This window comes from Pseudomonas sp. PDM30, from assembly GCF_019218985.1.
In the GTDB taxonomy this organism is placed as follows: domain Bacteria; phylum Pseudomonadota; class Gammaproteobacteria; order Pseudomonadales; family Pseudomonadaceae; genus Aquipseudomonas; species Aquipseudomonas jessenii.
Genome location: NZ_JAHUWM010000004.1, coordinates 1 through 17631 on the forward strand (window position 1 = coordinate 1; position 17631 = coordinate 17631).

Below are 17631 nucleotides of genomic sequence, written 5' to 3' on the forward strand. Positions count from 1 at the left end.
TTATTTTCAGAAGCTTTCAAAGTTTCCTTTTCAACTTCAACCACTTGCGCTTCAGATCTCTCGTCAGCGGGAGGCGAATTCTACAGCGTTACACGCTGCTGTCAACACCTCTTTTTCAACTCCCTTTGTGCTTCGATGAACTGAAGCAACCTGCTGCCGAAAACCGCGTAACTCTTTGTTTACCAAGGAGTTTTCCGTTTCGACTGCGCCGGAAGTGGGGCGAATTATAGACACCTGGAATCTGCCGTCAACAGCTATTTTCACAATTCTGTCATATAGGGCAAAAAAGCCCCGAAAACAAAAAGGCCGACCCAATGGGTCGGCCTTCTGCGCCCTTCTACTTACAAGCTAGGGAACGCGAATTGCGAAGCCTCGTGGCTCGCACGCTGTGGCCAGCGCTGGGTGATGGCCTTGCGACGGGTGTAGAAACGCACACCATCCGGGCCGTAGGCATGCAGGTCGCCGAACAGCGAACGCTTCCAGCCGCCAAAGCTGTGATAAGCCACCGGCACCGGCAGCGGCACGTTGACGCCGACCATGCCGACTTCGATTTCGTCGCAGAACAATCGCGCGGCTTCGCCGTCACGGGTGAAGATGCAAGTGCCGTTGCCATATTCGTGATCGTTGATCAGTTGCATGGCTTCTTCCAGGCTGTTGACCCGAACAACGCACAGCACCGGCCCGAAGATCTCTTCTTTATAGATGCGCATTTCTGGCGTGACGTTGTCGAACAGGCAACCACCCAGGAAGAAGCCTTCTTCGTGACCAGCGACGGTCAGGCCACGGCCGTCCACCACCAGTGTCGCGCCGGCAGCTACGCCGTCTTCTACATAACCGCTGACCTTGTCGCGCGCCTGGCCAGTCACCAGTGGGCCCATGTCCAGGCCGCAGTTGGTACCGGCACCGATTTTCAGCGCCTTGATTTGCGGAACCAGTTTGGCCACCAGTGCATCGGCCACCTGATCACCCACGCACACCGCTACCGAGATTGCCATGCAACGCTCGCCGCAAGAACCGTAAGCCGCGCCCATCAGTGCGCTGACGGCGTTGTCCAGGTCTGCATCCGGCATCAGCACGGCGTGGTTCTTCGCACCGCCCAGGGCCTGGACGCGCTTGCCACGCTTGGTGCCTTCGGAATAGATGTATTCGGCAATCGGCGTCGAACCCACAAAGCTCAGCGCTTTGACTTCCGGCGCTTCGATCAATGCGTCCACCGCAGTCTTGTCACCGTGTACCACGCTCAGCACGCCTTTGGGCAGGCCCGCCTCCAGCAGAAGCTGTGCAATCAGCAGCGTCGAGCTCGGGTCACGCTCGGAAGGCTTGAGGATAAAGCAGTTACCGCAGACGATCGCCAGCGGGTACATCCACAACGGCACCATGGCCGGGAAGTTGAACGGAGTGATACCGGCCACCACGCCCAGCGGCTGGAAGTCAGACCAGGCATCGATGTTCGGTCCGACGTTACGGCTGTACTCGCCCTTGAGGATTTCCGGAGCCGCGCAAGCGAACTCGACGTTCTCGATGCCGCGCTTCAATTCACCGGCAGCATCTTCCAGGGTCTTGCCGTGCTCTTCGCTGATCAGTTGGGCGATACGCGCTTCGTTCTGCTCCAGCAGTTGCTTGAAGCGGAACATCACTTGGGCACGCTTGGCCGGCGGCGTGTTGCGCCAGGCCGGGAATGCAGCCTTGGCCGCGTCGATGGCGCTCTGGATGGTTTCGCGGGTCGCCAGCGGCAACTTGTGAATTGCCTGACCGGTAGACGGGTTGAACACATCAACCGCGCGACCGTTCTCGGTCACCAGTTCGCCATTGATCAAATGCGGAATAACGCTCATGGAAGCTCCTGAAAAGTTGTCCACAGGCGTCCGTTAAAGAGCGCCTGCTATATAGATGCTTTTTGTAGGAGCGAGCTTGCTCGCGAAGATGGTGAGGGCGCTGTGTTCATCCAGGCAGCCCACATCATCGTTAACGTCCATCGCGAGCAAGCTCGCTCCTACAGGTGTGTTGTCAAATCAGTCGATCTTGCTCAGCACTTCGCCGACCGCGTCGAACAGACGATCCAGGTCCTGCGGCTTGCTGTTGAAGGTTGGGCCGAACTGCAGGGTGTCGCCGCCGAAGCGTACGTAGAACCCGGCTTTCCACAGCGCCATGCCGGCTTCGAACGGACGCACGATCGCGTCGCCGTCACGTGGAGCGATCTGGATCGCGCCGGCCAGGCCGTAGTTGCGGATGTCGATGATGTTCTTGGTGCCTTTGAGGCCGTGCAGCGCATTTTCGAAATGCGGTGCGACTTCGGCCACGCTCTGTACCAGGTTTTCCTTTTGCAGCAGGTCGAGTGCTGCCAGGCCAGCGGCGCAAGCCACCGGGTGCGCGGAATAGGTGTAGCCATGGGGGAATTCAACCGCGTATTCAGGCGTCGGCTGATTCATGAAAGTCTGGTAGATCTCAGAGCTGGCAATCACCGCACCCATCGGGATCGCACCGTTGGTAACTTGCTTGGCGATGCACATCAGGTCCGGTGTCACGCCGAAGGTGGTAGCACCGAACATGGTGCCGGTACGGCCGAAACCGGTGATTACTTCATCAAACACCAGCAGGATGTTGTGCTGGTCGCAGATTTCACGCAGACGCTTGAGGTAACCCTGTGGCGGCACCAGCACGCCAGCGGAACCGGCCAATGGCTCGACGAATACCGCCGCGATGTTCGACGCATCGTGCAGTTCGATCAGCTTCAACAGCTCGTCAGCCAGGGCGATACCGCCCTGCTCCGGCATGCCACGGGAGTAAGCGTTGCTTGCCAGCAAAGTGTGCGGCAGGTGATCGACGTCCATCATCGCCTGACCGAACAGCTTGCGGTTGCCGTTCACGCCACCGAGGCTGGTGCCGGCGATGTTCACACCGTGGTAGCCACGGGCACGGCCGATCATTTTGGTCTTGGTCGACTGGCCCTTCAGGCGCCAGTAAGCACGGACCATTTTTACAGCGGTGTCAGCGCACTCGGAACCCGAGTCGGTGAAGAACACGTGGTTGAGGTTGCCCGGGGTCAGGTCGGTGATTTTTTCAGCCAACTGGAAGGACAACGGATGGCCGTACTGGAAACCTGGCGAGTAATCGAGGGTACCCAGTTGCTTGGCGACCGCTTCCTGGATTTCCTTACGAGTGTGCCCGGCGCCACAGGTCCACAGACCGGACAGCGAGTCATATACCTTGCGGCCTTTGTCGTCGATCAGCCAACTGCCTTCGGCGCCAACGATCAGCCGTGGGTCGCGCTGGAAGTTGCGGTTGGCGGTGTAAGGCATCCAGTGAGCATCGAGCTTGAGCTGGCTGGCCAGGGAAGTCGGTGCGTTTTCAGGCTGGTTCATGGGCGTAACCTCGCAAGGCAATAAGCGGCGTAAGGATTGAAAACCGTTGTTGCAGCTAAATTGCCACGGGGATAAAGTCGGTGAAATCCAACTTTTCTAATGTTCAGTCAGCCAACTACTAAACTTTGAGTAACCCGCATGAGTACTCGCCGTCCCGATCCGCTGGCCCAGGTCAGCGACTTTGATATTCGCCTGCTGAGGATTTTCCGCAGCGTGGTGGAGTGCGGCGGCTTCTCCGCGGCGGAGACCGTGCTGGGCATCGGTCGCTCGGCGATCAGCCAACAGATGAGCGATCTGGAGCAACGCCTCGGCCTGCGCCTGTGCCAACGGGGACGTGCCGGGTTTTCCCTGACCGAAGAGGGCCGCGAGGTCTATCAATCGGCATTGCAGCTGTTAAGTGCGCTGGAAAGCTTCCGCACCGAGGTCAATGGCCTGCACCAGCACTTGCGCGGCGAATTGATCATCGGTTTGACGGACAACCTGGTCACCCTGCCCCACATGCGCATCACCCATGCCCTCGCGCAATTGAAAGAACGCGGCCCGGACGTGCAGATCCAGATCCGTATGATCGCGCCCAATGAAGTCGAGCAAGGCGTACTCGACGGTCGTCTGCACGTCGGCGTGGTACCGCAGGCCAGCGCATTGTCGGGGCTGGAGTATCAACCGCTGTATAGCGAGCGATCGCTGTTGTACTGCGCGGTCGGTCACCCGCTGTTTTATGTCGACGACAAACAACTGGACGACACGCGTCTGAATAGCCAGGACGCCATCGCCCCGACCTTTCGTTTGCCGGCGGAAATCCAGGCCCATTATCAGGCGCTCAATTGCACCGCCAGCGCCTCGGACCGCGAAGGCATGGCCTTCCTGATCCTGACCGGACGCTATATCGGTTACCTGCCAGATCACTACGCGAGTCTTTGGGTGCAGCAAGGCCGGTTGCGAGCGTTGAAAGCAAAAACACGCTTCTATGACCTCAGCCTGGCGTCGGTCACACGCAAGGGGCGCCGACCGCATCTGGTGCTGGAGAGTTTTCTCGAGAGCCTGGCCGCGACGCGTTGAACATTGTGGGAGCGGAGTAAGGTTTTATTGTGTGAGGTCTTGTCTGAAGCCGGTGGGTACGTTATCAACGCACTGGCCGTCCCACCCACCCGTTCGGAAGTGCTTATGACCTTTGAAGTCCCAGCCCACGGCGCAAAATCTGTCAGCCGCATTCGTCAAAAAAACGAAGAGACCATCATCAAGGCCGCCGAAGACGAGTTCGCCCGTCACGGGTACAAAGGCACGAGCATGAACACCATCGCCCAGAACGCCGGGTTGCCCAAGGCAAACCTGCATTACTACTTCACCAACAAGCTCGGCTTGTACGTGGCGGTGCTGAGCAACATCATCGAGCTGTGGGACAGCACGTTCAACACCCTCACCGCCGAGGACGATCCGAGCGAAGCCTTGACCCGCTACATCCGCGCCAAAATGGAGTTCTCCCGGCGCCAGCCGCAAGCCTCGCGGATTTTTGCCATGGAAGTCATCAGCGGCGGCGAGTGCCTGACCGAGTATTTCAACCAGGACTATCGCGCCTGGTTCCAGGGTCGTGCGGGCGTGTTCCAGGCCTGGATCGACGCCGGTAAAATGGACCCGGTCGATCCGGTGCACCTGATCTTCCTGTTGTGGGGCAGCACCCAGCACTACGCCGACTTCGCCACGCAGATCTGCCGCGTCACCGGACGTACCAAGTTGACCAAACAGGACATGGAAGACGCCGGGGATAACCTGATCCGCATCATTCTCAAGGGCTGCGGCCTGAAACCTGCCATCTAAGCACTTATGCCATTTACCCTCAGCGGTTTTTGCGAATACCGCGAAGAGATTCGCAAGAGCCGCTTCATTACCTTCGCCGCGCCGATCTCCAGCCCCGCCGAGGCCCAGGCGTTCATTGAACAGCACAGCGACTTGAATGCCTCGCACAACTGCTGGGCCTGGAAGCTCGGTGATCAGTACCGCAGCACCGATGATGGCGAGCCCGGCGGTACGGCCGGCCGGCCGATTCTGGCGGCGATCGAGGCACAGGATTGCGATCAGGTCGCGGTGCTGGTGATTCGCTGGTATGGCGGCATCCAACTGGGCACCGGGGGGCTAGCCCGGGCCTATGGCGGAGGTGCAAACAAATGCCTGCAAGCGGCGCCAAAGCTCGAGCTGATCAGCCGGGTGCCACTGCATTGCGCTTGCGGATTTGCCGAGTTGGCCCTGGTCAAGCTGCGGGTGGCGGAGGCAGGTGGATTGGTTGTGGATGAAAGCTTCACCGCCAATGGTGTCGAGTTGCAGTTGGCCGTAGGCGATGCGCAAATCGACACCTTACAGTCACAACTGGCCGATTTGAGTCGCGGGCGAATTTTGTTACGGCGCTAAAAGGCTTCAGCACCGGCTGCAATTTTTTGGGGCACGCCGCTTTTTCACTTATTCCATATTTGCCCACATCTGCTGTGCACCCGCCTGTGGATAACCTGAGCACATACCGCTGTAACCCTTTTGTCATGCGGCTTTGCGGACTTTGCTCAATTTTCGTCCAATCTGCCATCAAGCACGTCAAATTCAAATAAAAACAAATAGTTACAGCGGTTTATCGCCTTTAGAAGTAGCCACTCAGTGCTTATGCCCGTGCAGTGAGCTTGCGCACAAATACTGTGGAGCAATCTGTGGATAACCCGTTCATGGCCGTCTCGGCGCCCTGTACGGTATGGCTTGTGGTCGATTGCTCATTTTTTGAGCAAAACCCCACGAGCAAAATCGGGGCTTGATTTGCGCCATTGCCCCCATGTGGTGCCGGGCTGTGCGTGGCACATTTGAAAGCTGCGTACTGAACGCCTCTGGTCGCAGGACTTCGAGATTTTCCTGACCTAGTGGCCAGAAAATTGCTTTATCCACAGGCACAAGTCCAACAGCACTGAGCCTGTCATGCCCAATCACGCTCCAATCCCTGATCCAGTTCCGCGCCTGCAACTGCGTAGAATCACAAAACGCTACCCCGGCTGCCTGGCCAACGATGCCATCGACCTGACCATTGCCCCTGGCGAGATCCATGCCCTGCTCGGCGAAAACGGTGCGGGCAAAAGCACGCTGATGAAGATCATCTACGGCGTTACCCACGCCGATTCCGGCGAGGTGATCTGGCAAGGTCAGCGGGTGAGCCTGCGCAATCCGGCCCAGGCCCGGGGTTTGGGAATCGGCATGGTATTCCAGCATTTTTCGCTGTTCGAAACCCTGAGCGTGGCACAGAACATCGCCCTGGCCATGGGCGCGGCGGCAGGCACACCCAAACAGCTTGAGCCGAAGATTCGCGAAGTGTCCCGGCGCTACGGCATGACGCTGGAACCGGAGCGACTTGTCCACAGCCTGTCGATCGGTGAACGGCAGCGGGTGGAAATCATTCGCTGTCTGATGCAGGACATCCGCCTGTTGATTCTCGATGAACCGACTTCGGTGCTGACGCCGCAGGAGGCCGACGACTTGTTCGTCACCCTGCGCTGCCTCGCCACCGAAGGCTGCAGCATTTTGTTCATCAGCCACAAGCTCGGGGAAGTGCGTGCGTTGTGCCACAGCGCAACGGTTTTACGAGGCGGTCGGGTGGCCGGGCATTGCGTGCCGGCCGAGTGTTCGGACCAGCAACTGGCGCGCTTGATGGTCGGTGAAGCGGCGGAGTTGATCGCTGACTATCCGAAGGTTACCGGAGGTGATGCGTGCCTTGATGTCCGTGGATTGTCCTGGCACAACCCGGACCCATTCGGCTGCTCGCTTGCCAACATCGACCTTGAAGTGCGCCGCGGTGAAATTGTCGGCATCGCCGGTGTCGCCGGCAATGGCCAGGATGAGTTATTGGCCTTGCTCAGCGGCGAAGCACTGCTGCCCCGCAACGCCAGCGCGACGATCCGTTTTGGCAAGGAACCAGTCGCCCATTTGCGTCCCGATGCTCGCCGCCAACTCGGCTTGGCGTTCGTCCCCGCCGAACGCCTGGGTCATGGTGCGGTGCCGGAACTGAGCCTGGCGGACAACGCGCTGCTGACTGCTTTCCAGCACGGCTTGGTGAGTAACGGCCTGATCCAGCGCGGCAAAGTCGAAGCAATGGCCGAGGAAATCATCCGCCGTTTCGGGGTCAAGACACCCGATAGCCAGGCGCCTGCCCGCAGCCTGTCCGGCGGCAACTTGCAGAAATTCATCCTCGGTCGGGAAATCCTTCAGCAACCCAGACTGCTGGTCGCCGCACACCCGACCTGGGGCGTGGACGTCGGTGCCGCCGCCACCATTCACCGCGCCTTGATTGCCTTGCGCGATGCCGGCGCGGCGATCCTGGTGATCTCCGAAGACCTCGACGAACTGTTCCAGATCAGCGACCGGCTCGGCGCCTTGTGCGGCGGTCGGCTGTCGGCGCTTCACGCCACCGTCGACACCCGCCTGAGCGATGTCGGCGGCTGGATGGCCGGCCAGTTCGGTGCCCCTCAATCACTCGCATCCGCCACGCGCTAACGGAGTGTCACATGCTGCTTTCTCTTGAACCTCGCGGCCAGCAATCGCGCCTGATGCTGTGGTGCTCGCCGTTGCTGGCGGCTGCACTGACCCTGGGCTGTGGATCGTTGTTGTTTATCGCGCTCGGGCATGACCCGTTGCTGACCTTGCACACCTTGCTGATCGCACCGGTCAGCGACCTGTACGGCGTCTCCGAATTGCTGGTCAAAGCCCTGCCGATTCTGCTCTGCGCATTGGGCCTGGCCGTCGCCTATCAGGCGCGCATCTGGAACATCGGTGCCGAAGGTCAACTGCTGCTCGGTGCGCTGGCCGGCAGTGCGCTGGCGGTGAACATCATCGATATGCAAAGCCGCTGGGCGCTGGTGTTGATCCTGCTTACCGGCACCATGGCGGGCGCTGCGTGGGCCGGGCTGACGGCGTGGCTGCGTACGCGCTTCAACGCCAATGAGATCCTGACCAGCATCATGCTCAACTACATCGCACTGAACCTGCTGCTGTTCTGCGTTCACGGCCCTTTGAAAGATCCCGCCGGGTTCAACTTCCCCGAGTCAGCGATGTTCGGTGACGCCAGCCGCCTGCCGCTGCTGATGGACGATGGCCGGGTCCACGCCGGAGTTTACTTCGCCCTGCTCGCGTTGGTGGCGGTATGGGTGCTGTTGCAGAAAAGCTTTGTCGGGTTCCAGATCAAAGTGCTGGGGCTGGACAAGCGTGCCGCCGGCTTCGTCGGCTTTCGCGAGAAGCGCCTGATCTGGCTCGCGCTGTTGATCAGCGGCGGCCTGGCGGGGCTTGCCGGTGTGTGCGAAGTCACCGGTCCCATCGGCCAGCTGGTGCCGCAAGTCTCGCCGGGCTACGGCTATGCGGCGATCACCGTGGCATTTCTCGGTCGTCTGAATCCTGTCGGCATCCTGTTTTCCAGCCTGTTGATGGCGCTGCTGTACATCGGTGGCGAAAGCGCACAAATGAGCCTGAACCTGCCGCAAGCGATCACCCAATTGTTCCAGGGCATGATGCTGTTTTTCCTGCTGGCCAGTGATGTGCTGATCCTCTACCGACCGCGTTTGAACCTGCGCTGGGCCCGCCGCGCGCAATCCACCGTCGTACAAACAGGAGCGATGTGATGGATATCGATCTGCTGAGCAATATTTTCTACGCCATGGTCCGCTGCGGTACGCCGTTGTTGCTGGTGGCGCTGGGGGAACTGATCTGCGAGAAAAGCGGCGTCCTCAACCTGGGCCAGGAAGGCATGATGCTGTTTGGTGCGGTGATCGGTTTCATCGTCGCGTTCAATACCGGTCACCTGTGGCTCGGCGTGTTGCTGGCAATGCTCGCCGGGATGCTGTTGTCGTCGCTGTTTGCCCTGGTGGCGCTGGTGTTCAACGCCAATCAGGTGGCCACAGGTCTTGCCCTGACGATTTTCGGCGTGGGCCTGTCGACCTTCGTCGGTGCGGCGTGGGTCGGCAAGCCGCTGGCGGGATTCGAGCCGGTGGCGATTCCCTATCTGAGTGAAATCCCACTGATCGGGCGGATGCTGTTTGCCCAGGATCTGCTGGTGTATCTGTCGTTCGCGTTGTTTGCATTAGTGGCCTGGGTGATTCTGAAAAGCCGCGTCGGGCTGATCATTCAGGCGGTCGGGGAAAACCCGGATGCGGCCAGCGCCATGGGTTTGCCGGTGTTGGCCGTGCGGACCTTGGCGGTGTTGTTCGGCGGTGCGATGGCCGGGTTGGCCGGGGCTTACCTGTCCCTGGCTTACACGCCGATGTGGGCGGAGAACATGAGCGCCGGGCGCGGCTGGATTGCCCTGGCGCTGGTGGTGTTCGCCAGTTGGCGGGTGTGGCGCCTGCTGCTCGGCGCGTACCTGTTCGGGCTCGCCAGCATCCTGCACCTGGTGGCGCAGGGGGTGGGGCTGGCGATTCCGTCCAGTCTGCTGGCGATGCTGCCGTATGTCGCGACCATTGGGGTGCTGGTGCTGCTGTCCCGGGAGGCGGTGCGCACACGGTTGTATGCTCCGGTGTCGTTGGGGCAGCCGTGGCAGGCCGGGCATTAGTGGTTGTCTGGTCTGGCCTCATCGCGAGCAAGCTCACTCCCACATAACCGCATCTTGCGTAATTAATGTGTCTGGCGCAGACCCTGTGGGAGCGAGCTTGCTCGCGATGGCTGCCGAACAGGCAACACTTGAGCAATGCCCCACGCCAATTCAAACACCAGAAAAACCACCAGCAGCGAACTCGCGCCATGGATCAGGGCATAAGCCTGCCAGGCCGAGAACAGGAATCTGCCCACGGCGTCATACCGCCCATAAACCTGCTGCGGATCACGAATCCGCAACACCGCCCATACGCACACAATCGAGCCCAACAAATTCGCCATCAACATGTGCACCGGCTCGAACGGTGGCAGCTCACCGGGCAAACTCAACGCCTGACTCACCCACGTCAAAACCCCATGCAACGCCGCAAAACTCCACGGCGTGACAAACGCGACCATCACGATCAGGTCATACCAGGCACTGCCTTGCACCAACCGGCGATATTGCGTTGTAGTCCACATCGACATTGCTCCAACAATTCAGGGAGCAACAAGGCTAAAGCCTGGAGTATGCTCCAGGGTCAAGCCCCCTCGAGACGTCATGATGCGCATCGGTGAATTAGCCCAGGCCAGCGCCGTCAGCCGCGACACGCTGCGCTTTTACGAGCAGCGCGGATTGATTGCGGCGCAACGCAGCGCCAACGGGTATCGCGACTATCCGCCAGACATGGTGCAACTGGTGCAGTACATCAAGACCGCTCAACGACTGGGCTTTACCCTCGGCGAGATCGGCAACAGCGTCGCTACAATCTGGAAATCGCCCGATCCGGACAGCGCCGTCACGCAACTGCTGCAAGACAAACTCAAACTGATCGAAGCCCGCATGGCCGAACTCGGCGCACTGCGCGAAGAGTTGCAACAACGGCTCGGGCAACAGTGTCCATTGAATCCACGACTCTGAATTTTCAAGGAAGCCACTCATGTCCAAGGCAAAAACCGCGCTCATCATCGGCGCCTCCCGGGGGCTTGGCCTCGGGCTGGTGAAAACCCTGTTGGCCGATGGCTGGCAAGTCACCGCCACCGTGCGCGATCCGCAAAAAGCCGAAGCCTTGCAGGCCCTGGGCAAGGTGCGGATCGAAACGCTCGACATGGACGATCAGCACGCGGTGTCCACCCTGAGCCAACAACTCAAGGGCGACGTGTTTGACCTGTTGTTCGTCAATGCCGGGGTCAAGGGACCGGATGTCCAAACGCCGAACGGTGGCGCGACAATGGCCGAAGTCGGTCAGCTGTTTTTCACCAACGCCGTGGCACCGATCAACCTGGCCCAGAGTTTTGTCGAGCAACTGCGACCGGACACCGGCGTGCTGGCGTTCATGAGTTCGGTGCTGGGCAGCGTGACCATGCCCGATGCGCCGGAACTGGCACTGTACAAGGCCAGCAAGGCGGCGCTGAACTCCATGACCAACAGCTTCGTCACTCAGTTGGGCGAAACCAGGCTCACCGTGCTGTCGCTGCACCCGGGCTGGGTGAAAACCGACATGGGTGGTGAAGGCGCGGACATCGACGTGGAAACCAGCACCCGTGGCCTGGTCGATCAGGTGAATGCGTATGTCGGCAAGGGTGGGCATCACTTCATCAATTACCGGGGCGAAACCATTCCCTGGTAATACCGCCGGGTTGCATCGGCCTGTCGGGTTGGGCTTGCCCGCCGGGCCGTTTTGATCGACACTTCGCACCTCGCCTCCCCGGCGAACCTGGATCAGCAGACAGGGCAACACTGAGCTGGCAACCCTGAACCCAACTTTCAGAGGAGCCGGCCAACATGCCTGCGACCCGTACCTGGTTAAAGAATCCCCTCGCCATTTTCACGTCCAATGGTCTCGATGCCCGTGGCGGTCTGGTGCTGCAAGACGGTTTGATCGTCGAAGTGCTCGGCGCCGGTCAACAACCGTCCGCACCGTGCAATGAAGTGTTCGATGCCCGCGAGCATGTGATCCTGCCGGGCCTGATCAACACCCATCACCACTTCTATCAAACCCTGACCCGCGCCTGGGCGCCGGTAGTCAATCAGCCGCTGTTCCCGTGGCTGAAAACCCTGTACCCGGTCTGGGCACGCTTGACCCCGGAAAAACTCGCCCTCGCCACCAAGGTCGCGCTGGCTGAATTGCTGCTGTCCGGTTGCACCACCGCCGCCGACCATCACTACCTGTTCCCTGAAGGTCTGGAAAACGCGATCGACGTGCAAGTCGAGAGCGTTCGTGAACTGGGCATGCGCGCCATGCTCACCCGTGGTTCCATGAGCCTCGGTGAAAAGGACGGTGGCCTGCCGCCGCAACAGACCGTGCAGGAAGGCGAAGTGATCCTCGCCGACAGCCAGCGGTTGATCGCCGAGTACCATGAACGCGGTGACGGCGCGCAAATCCAGATCGCCCTGGCACCGTGCTCGCCGTTCTCGGTGACGCCGGAAATCATGTCGGCCAGTGCCGAGCTGGCGAACAAACTCGACGTGCGCCTGCACACCCACCTGGCAGAAACCCTCGATGAAGAAGATTTCTGCCTGCAACGCTTCGGCCTGCGCACCGTGGACTATCTGGACAGTGTTGGCTGGCTCGGCCCGCGCACCTGGTTGGCCCATGGCATCCATTTCAACCCGGATGAAATCGCCCGCCTCGGCGCCGCCGGCACCGGTATTTGCCATTGCCCGAGTTCGAACATGCGCCTGGCCTCGGGCATCTGTCCGAGCATCGAGTTGACCGATGCTGGAGCCTTGCTTGGTTTGGGCGTGGACGGTTCGGCATCCAACGATGCCTCGAACATGATGCTCGAAGCGCGTCAGGCGTTGTACATCCAGCGCCTGCGTTATGGCGCCGAGAAGATCACCCCGGAGCGCGTGTTGGGCTGGGCGACCAAGGGTTCGGCGAGCCTGCTGGGTCGTACTGATATCGGCGAGTTGGCGGTGGGCAAACAGGCTGACCTGGCGATGTTCAAGCTCGATGAACTGCGTTTCTCCGGCAGTCATGATCCGGTGTCGGCGTTGCTGCTGTGTGGTGCTGATCGCGCGGATCGAGTGATGGTCGGCGGCAAGTGGCGGGTGATCGACGGGCAGGTCGAGGGGCTGGATCTGAAGGGGTTGATTGCTGATCACAGCCAGGCGGCACGGCAGTTGATTGCAGGGGTCTGACGAACACCGAGTAAAAAATGTGGGAGCGGGCTTGCTCGCGAAGGCGTTGTATCAGTCGATATTTATGTGACTGACACACCGCCTTCGCGAGCAAGCCCGCTCCCACATTGGTTTTGTGGATTGGCGCACCAGTGGGTGGCAGCTGTGCAAGGACACGCACTGTTATCGGACTTGAAGGACCTGTCGCGAGCCCGCTCGCGATGGCATCACCGTGGATTCCAATTTTGTTGTCTTGTTGGTCAGCAACTTGCATTGCCCTGTGCAAGCCCGAGAGCCCAGCCAACCTCACAACAAAATGGAGTTTCAATTCATGCACAAACGCCCGTTGAAGAAGCTGCTTTGCGCCGTTGCGGCGGCCATTGGTTTGAGCGCCAGCCTGACCGCCGTAGCCGCCGATCCGCTGAAAGTCGGCTTCGTCTATATCGGTCCGATCGGTGACCACGGCTGGACGTATCAGCATGAACAGGGGCGCAAGGAACTCGCGGAAAAATTCGGCTCGCAGATCACCACCAACTACGTGGAAAACGTCGCCGAAGGCGCCGACGCCGAGCGGGTGATCCGCAACATGGCCAAGGACAACTACGACCTGATCTTCACCACCTCCTTCGGCTACATGAACCCGACGGTGAAAGTTGCCAAACAGTTTCCCAAGGTGACCTTCGAACACGCCACCGGCTACAAGCAGGACAAGAACCTCGGCACTTACCTGGCGCGCACTTACGAGGGCCGCTACGTCGGCGGCTTCCTCGCGGCGAAGATGACCAAGACCAAGAAGGTCGGCTACGTCGCCTCCTTCCCGATCCCGGAAGTGATCCGCGACATCAACGCCATCCAGTTGGCCCTGAACAAATACAATCCCGGCACCGAGATCAAGGTGGTGTGGGTCAACTCATGGTTCGATCCGGGCAAGGAAGCGGACGCCGCCAACGCGTTGATCGATCAGGGCGTGGACGTGGTGTTCCAGCACACCGACAGTCCCGCGCCGATCCAGGCCGCCGAACGTCGCGGCGTGTATGCCGTGGGCTACGCTTCGGACATGGCGCACTTCGGGCCGAAAGCGGTGCTGACCTCCATCGTCAATGACTGGGGGCCGCACTACGTTCAAGCAACCCAAAGCGTGCTCGACCATGACTGGAAATCCCGGGACTACTGGGGCGGTTTGAAGGAGGGCACCGTTGAGCTGCCGATCAGCGACCTGGTACCGGCGACGGTGAAGAGCGAAGCCGAGCAGCTCATCGCCGACATCAAGAGCGGTGCGCTGCAACTGTTCGCCGGGCCGATCAAGGATCAGGCCGGGGTCGAGAAAATCCCGGCGGGCGAGAGTGCGACCACGGCGGAACTGGCGTCGATGAATTACTACGTGGAAGGCATGAAGGCCGAGATTCCGAAGTAATTCTCCAATGCTGAAACACCGTCCCTGTGGGAGCGAGCTTGCTCGCGATGGCGGACTTTCAGTCAGCAAAGATGTTTGTTGTGCTGGCCTCATCGCGAGCAAGCTCGCTCCCACAGGGTTCTTCAGTGTTTTCCAGTCTGCGTTTTTTCAGGACAATCCATGAACAGCCTCCCCATCATCGACATCACCCCGCTCTACAGCGACGATCCATCCGCCTGGCCAGCGGTGGCCGAACAAATCGACCTCGCCTGCCGCGAGTGGGGTTTCTTCTACATCAAGGGCCATCCGATCAGCACTGCGCGGATCGACGAACTACTCGACAGCGCCAAACGCTTCTTCGGCCAACCTACCGCCGAAAAGCTCAAGATCGACATCACCCAGACCCGTTACCATCGCGGTTACGGCGCCATTGCTACCGAGCAATTGGACCCGAGCAAACCCAGCGACCTCAAAGAAACCTTCGACATGGGCCTGCACCTGCCGGCCGAGCACCCTGACGTACTGGCGGAAAAACCCCTGCGCGGCCCCAATCGCCATCCGTCCATACCCGGCTGGGAAGCGTTGATGGAACAGCACTACGTCGACATGCAAGCCCTCGCGCAAACGCTGTTGCGGGCAATGACCATCGCGCTGGGGATTGAGCGTGATTTCTTCGACGCGCGCTTCAATGAGCCGGTCAGCGTGCTGCGGATGATCCATTACCCGCCGCGCCACACCGCCAGTTCCGAAGAGCAACAAGGTGCCGGCGCGCACACCGACTACGGCTGCATCACCCTGCTCTATCAGGACGCCGCCGGTGGCTTGCAAGTACGCAACGTCAAAGGCGAATGGATCGACGCGCCGCCGATCGAAGGTACGTTCGTGGTCAACCTCGGCGACATGATGGCGCGCTGGAGCAACGACCGTTACCTGTCGACGCCGCACCGGGTGATCAGCCCCCAGGGCGTGGATCGTTATTCGATGCCGTTCTTCGCCGAGCCGCACCCGGATACCCGCATCGAATGCCTGCCCGGATGTCAGGACACATTGCATCCGGCGAAATACCCGGCCACCACCTGCGCCGAGTTCCTGCTCTCGCGCTTCGCCGATACCTACGCTTATCGACGGGAACAGGAAGCGGTGTGATCAACCGCCTGGTCAGGTTTTACCAATTGTTGCGGCAACCCTCTGTAGAATGGCGACCATTGCACCTGATGAGAAAAGAATTATGTACGACTGGCTGAACGCCCTGCCCAAGGCAGAATTGCACCTGCACCTGGAAGGCTCGCTGGAGCCGGAGCTGTTGTTCGCCCTGGCCGAGCGCAACAAGATTGCCTTGCCATGGAACGACGTCGAAACCTTGCGCAAGGCGTATGCCTTCAACAACCTGCAGGAGTTCCTCGATCTGTATTACCGGGGTGCCGATGTGCTGCGCACGTCCCAGGACTTCTATGACCTGACCTGGGCGTACCTGCTGCGCTGCAAAGAGCAGAACGTGATTCACACCGAACCGTTCTTCGACCCGCAAACCCACACCGACCGTGGCATCCCGTTCGAAGTGGTGCTCAACGGCATCGCCGCCGCGCTCAAGGATGGTGAACAGCAACTGGGCATCACCAGTGGTTTGATCCTGAGCTTCCTGCGCCATCTGAGCGAAGACGAAGCACAGAAAACCCTCGATCAGGCGCTACCGTTCCGCGATGCGTTCGTCGCCGTGGGCCTGGACAGCTCCGAGATGGGCCACCCGCCGAGCAAGTTCCAGCGCGTGTTCGACCGTGCCCGCCACGAAGGCTTCCTGACCGTCGCCCACGCCGGTGAAGAAGGCCCGCCCGAGTACATCTGGGAAGCCATCGACCTGCTGAAAATCCAGCGCATCGACCATGGCGTGCGCGCCATCGAAGACGAGCGCCTGATGCAGCGAATCATCGACGAGCAGATCCCGCTGACCGTGTGCCCGTTGTCGAACACCAAGCTTTGCGTGTTCGATCACATGTCGCAGCACAACATTCTCGACATGCTCGAACGCGGCGTGAAAGTGACCGTGAACTCCGATGACCCGGCGTATTTCGGCGGTTATGTCACCGAGAACTTCCATGCGTTGCACACCCATCTGGGCATGACCCAGGATCAGGCCAAGCGCCTGGCGCAGAACAGTCTCGATGCGCGGTTGGTAAAACCCTAAAGGCAAACGCAAACCTTGCAGGAGCTGGCTTGCCAGCGATAAGGCCATCACCTCCAGTATTGATGCTGGATGAGAGGCCGCCATCGCCGGCAAGCCGGCTCCTACAACGCCATTTCCAGTTCAGACTCACTGGCAAAGCGATGAATTTCCCGTTGCCCGGAGGCCGTCACCTGCAAGGTTCGGGAATCGTTGGGCAGGCTCAACCACCCCGACTGCATGAACAGCTGCAACAATGCCGCGCCCAGCGAGCCGCCCATGTGCGGGCGCCTTTCGCTCCAGTCGGGGCAGGCGCAGGCAACCCTGCCGTTGTGATGGGCCAGCGCCTGGATGAACACTCCCCGTGCCGCCAACTCTGTCGCGCCCTTGAGCGTGACCGTGACCCGCTGATCAAAGTGTTCGATCCAGCCCGCCTCCAGCAGCCGCTGATACAGATCGGCCGACAGGGTGCCCCCCAAATGATCGTCGCACAGTCGGGCACTCAACAATGGCGACCGCACCACCCGGGGTTTGACCAGAGGTGCATTGCGCTTGAATACGTCCGGAATATCCTGGGGTGCGCTGGCGAAGGTCGCGCTGGCCAGTGCTTCGATTGCCGCTCCGACCTCGGGAGCGGCCAGGCGGAAGAAGCGTTTGCGGCCGCGGTTTTCAACCTTCAGCAGACCTCCGGCGGACAAACGGCCCAAGTGTGCACTGGCCGACGACGATGACAGGCCGGCCAGCAATGCCAACTCTTCGGTTGCTCGCGCCGAACCATCCATCAAGGCCCACATCATTGCGCTGCGCTTTGGGTCAGCCAGCAACGTGGCGATCTGGCTGATGCAAGGTGCATGTTCCATGTATTCACTCCCTGTTGAATCGTTTCGTCTACTGCCCAGAGAAATCTTGACCAGTAATGTGTCGTCGGCCAATCCGTGGAAACTGCCATAAGCCCGGCAACGCCTTGCTCAACCATTTGCGCTGCCCGGCCGATGCTGCGAAGGTCAGAAGGATG

Annotated in this window: 16 protein-coding genes; 12 read left to right on the plus strand and 4 right to left on the minus strand. The window is 60.2% G+C overall.

Translation table 11 applies throughout. The features are described 5' to 3' along the window. Positions 1-341 precede the first annotated feature (341 nt). A complete protein-coding gene (locus KW840_RS10655; RefSeq protein ID WP_090452969.1) occupies positions 342-1835 on the minus strand; it encodes a CoA-acylating methylmalonate-semialdehyde dehydrogenase in 1494 nt (497 codons plus the stop codon). Positions 1836-2012: 177 nt separating this feature from the next. Further along, on the minus strand, positions 2013-3362 hold the full coding sequence (locus KW840_RS10660) for an aspartate aminotransferase family protein (RefSeq protein WP_057712120.1): 1350 nt from the start codon (positions 3360-3362) through the stop codon (positions 2013-2015). A gap of 138 nt (positions 3363-3500) precedes the next feature. Here KW840_RS10660 and KW840_RS10665 point away from each other — a divergent pair, with 138 nt between their 5' ends. The 6 genes from KW840_RS10665 (at position 3501) to KW840_RS10690 (ending at position 9921) form a co-directional block, all read left to right on the plus strand. Beyond that, the gene (locus tag KW840_RS10665) at positions 3501-4421 is read left to right on the plus strand and encodes a LysR family transcriptional regulator (RefSeq protein WP_057712121.1); all 921 of its coding nucleotides are present in this window, start codon (positions 3501-3503) and stop codon (positions 4419-4421) included. A 105-nt stretch (positions 4422-4526) separates the two neighbouring features. After that, a complete protein-coding gene (locus KW840_RS10670; RefSeq protein ID WP_057712122.1) occupies positions 4527-5177 on the plus strand; it encodes a TetR/AcrR family transcriptional regulator in 651 nt (216 codons plus the stop codon). Positions 5178-5183: 6 nt separating this feature from the next. After that, positions 5184-5765: a YigZ family protein gene (locus KW840_RS10675; RefSeq protein ID WP_218495123.1), complete on the plus strand. Its 582-nt coding sequence runs from the start codon at positions 5184-5186 to the stop codon at positions 5763-5765. Positions 5766-6311: 546 nt separating this feature from the next. Next, positions 6312-7877 carry an ABC transporter ATP-binding protein gene (locus KW840_RS10680; protein WP_218495124.1) on the plus strand — a complete coding sequence of 522 codons (1566 nt, stop codon included), beginning with the start codon at positions 6312-6314 and terminating at the stop codon, positions 7875-7877. An 11-nt stretch (positions 7878-7888) separates the two neighbouring features. Continuing rightward, positions 7889-8995, plus strand: coding sequence for an ABC transporter permease (locus tag KW840_RS10685; protein ID WP_218495125.1), 1107 nt, complete (start codon positions 7889-7891; stop codon positions 8993-8995). Then, a complete protein-coding gene (locus tag KW840_RS10690; protein WP_218495126.1) occupies positions 8995-9921 on the plus strand; it encodes an ABC transporter permease in 927 nt (308 codons plus the stop codon). Before KW840_RS10685 ends, KW840_RS10690 begins: the two co-directional genes overlap by 1 nt. A 62-nt stretch (positions 9922-9983) precedes the next feature. On the opposite strand, the gene KW840_RS10695 is transcribed toward KW840_RS10690, so the two are convergent. Continuing rightward, a complete protein-coding gene (locus KW840_RS10695) occupies positions 9984-10424 on the minus strand; it encodes a hypothetical protein (protein WP_218495127.1) in 441 nt (146 codons plus the stop codon). An 82-nt stretch (positions 10425-10506) separates the two neighbouring features. Between KW840_RS10695 and KW840_RS10700 the strand changes: the two genes are divergently transcribed. The 6 genes from KW840_RS10700 to KW840_RS10725 all read left to right on the plus strand — a co-directional run bounded on the left by KW840_RS10700 (position 10507) and on the right by KW840_RS10725 (position 16640). After that, a complete protein-coding gene (locus KW840_RS10700; protein ID WP_154861310.1) occupies positions 10507-10863 on the plus strand; it encodes a MerR family transcriptional regulator in 357 nt (118 codons plus the stop codon). Positions 10864-10882: 19 nt separating this feature from the next. Beyond that, positions 10883-11572, plus strand: coding sequence for an SDR family oxidoreductase (locus KW840_RS10705; RefSeq protein WP_218495128.1), 690 nt, complete (start codon positions 10883-10885; stop codon positions 11570-11572). Between the two features lie 155 nt (positions 11573-11727). Then, on the plus strand, positions 11728-13086 hold the full coding sequence (locus tag KW840_RS10710; protein WP_218495129.1) for an 8-oxoguanine deaminase: 1359 nt from the start codon (positions 11728-11730) through the stop codon (positions 13084-13086). A gap of 310 nt (positions 13087-13396) precedes the next feature. Next, positions 13397-14479, plus strand: a complete 1083-nt coding sequence (locus KW840_RS10715) for a BMP family ABC transporter substrate-binding protein (RefSeq protein WP_218495130.1) — start codon at positions 13397-13399, stop codon at positions 14477-14479. 159 nt (positions 14480-14638) lie between these two features. Then, positions 14639-15604, plus strand: coding sequence for an isopenicillin N synthase family oxygenase (locus tag KW840_RS10720; protein ID WP_218495131.1), 966 nt, complete (start codon positions 14639-14641; stop codon positions 15602-15604). Positions 15605-15686: 82 nt separating this feature from the next. Next, positions 15687-16640, plus strand: coding sequence for an adenosine deaminase (locus KW840_RS10725; RefSeq protein ID WP_007996475.1), 954 nt, complete (start codon positions 15687-15689; stop codon positions 16638-16640). A gap of 101 nt (positions 16641-16741) precedes the next feature. Here the strand turns inward: KW840_RS10725 and KW840_RS10730 are convergent, their stop codons facing one another. Continuing rightward, entirely contained in the window at positions 16742-17476 is a 735-nt protein-coding gene (locus tag KW840_RS10730; RefSeq protein ID WP_057712132.1) for a helix-turn-helix domain-containing protein, read from the minus strand. Positions 17477-17631 lie beyond the last annotated feature (155 nt).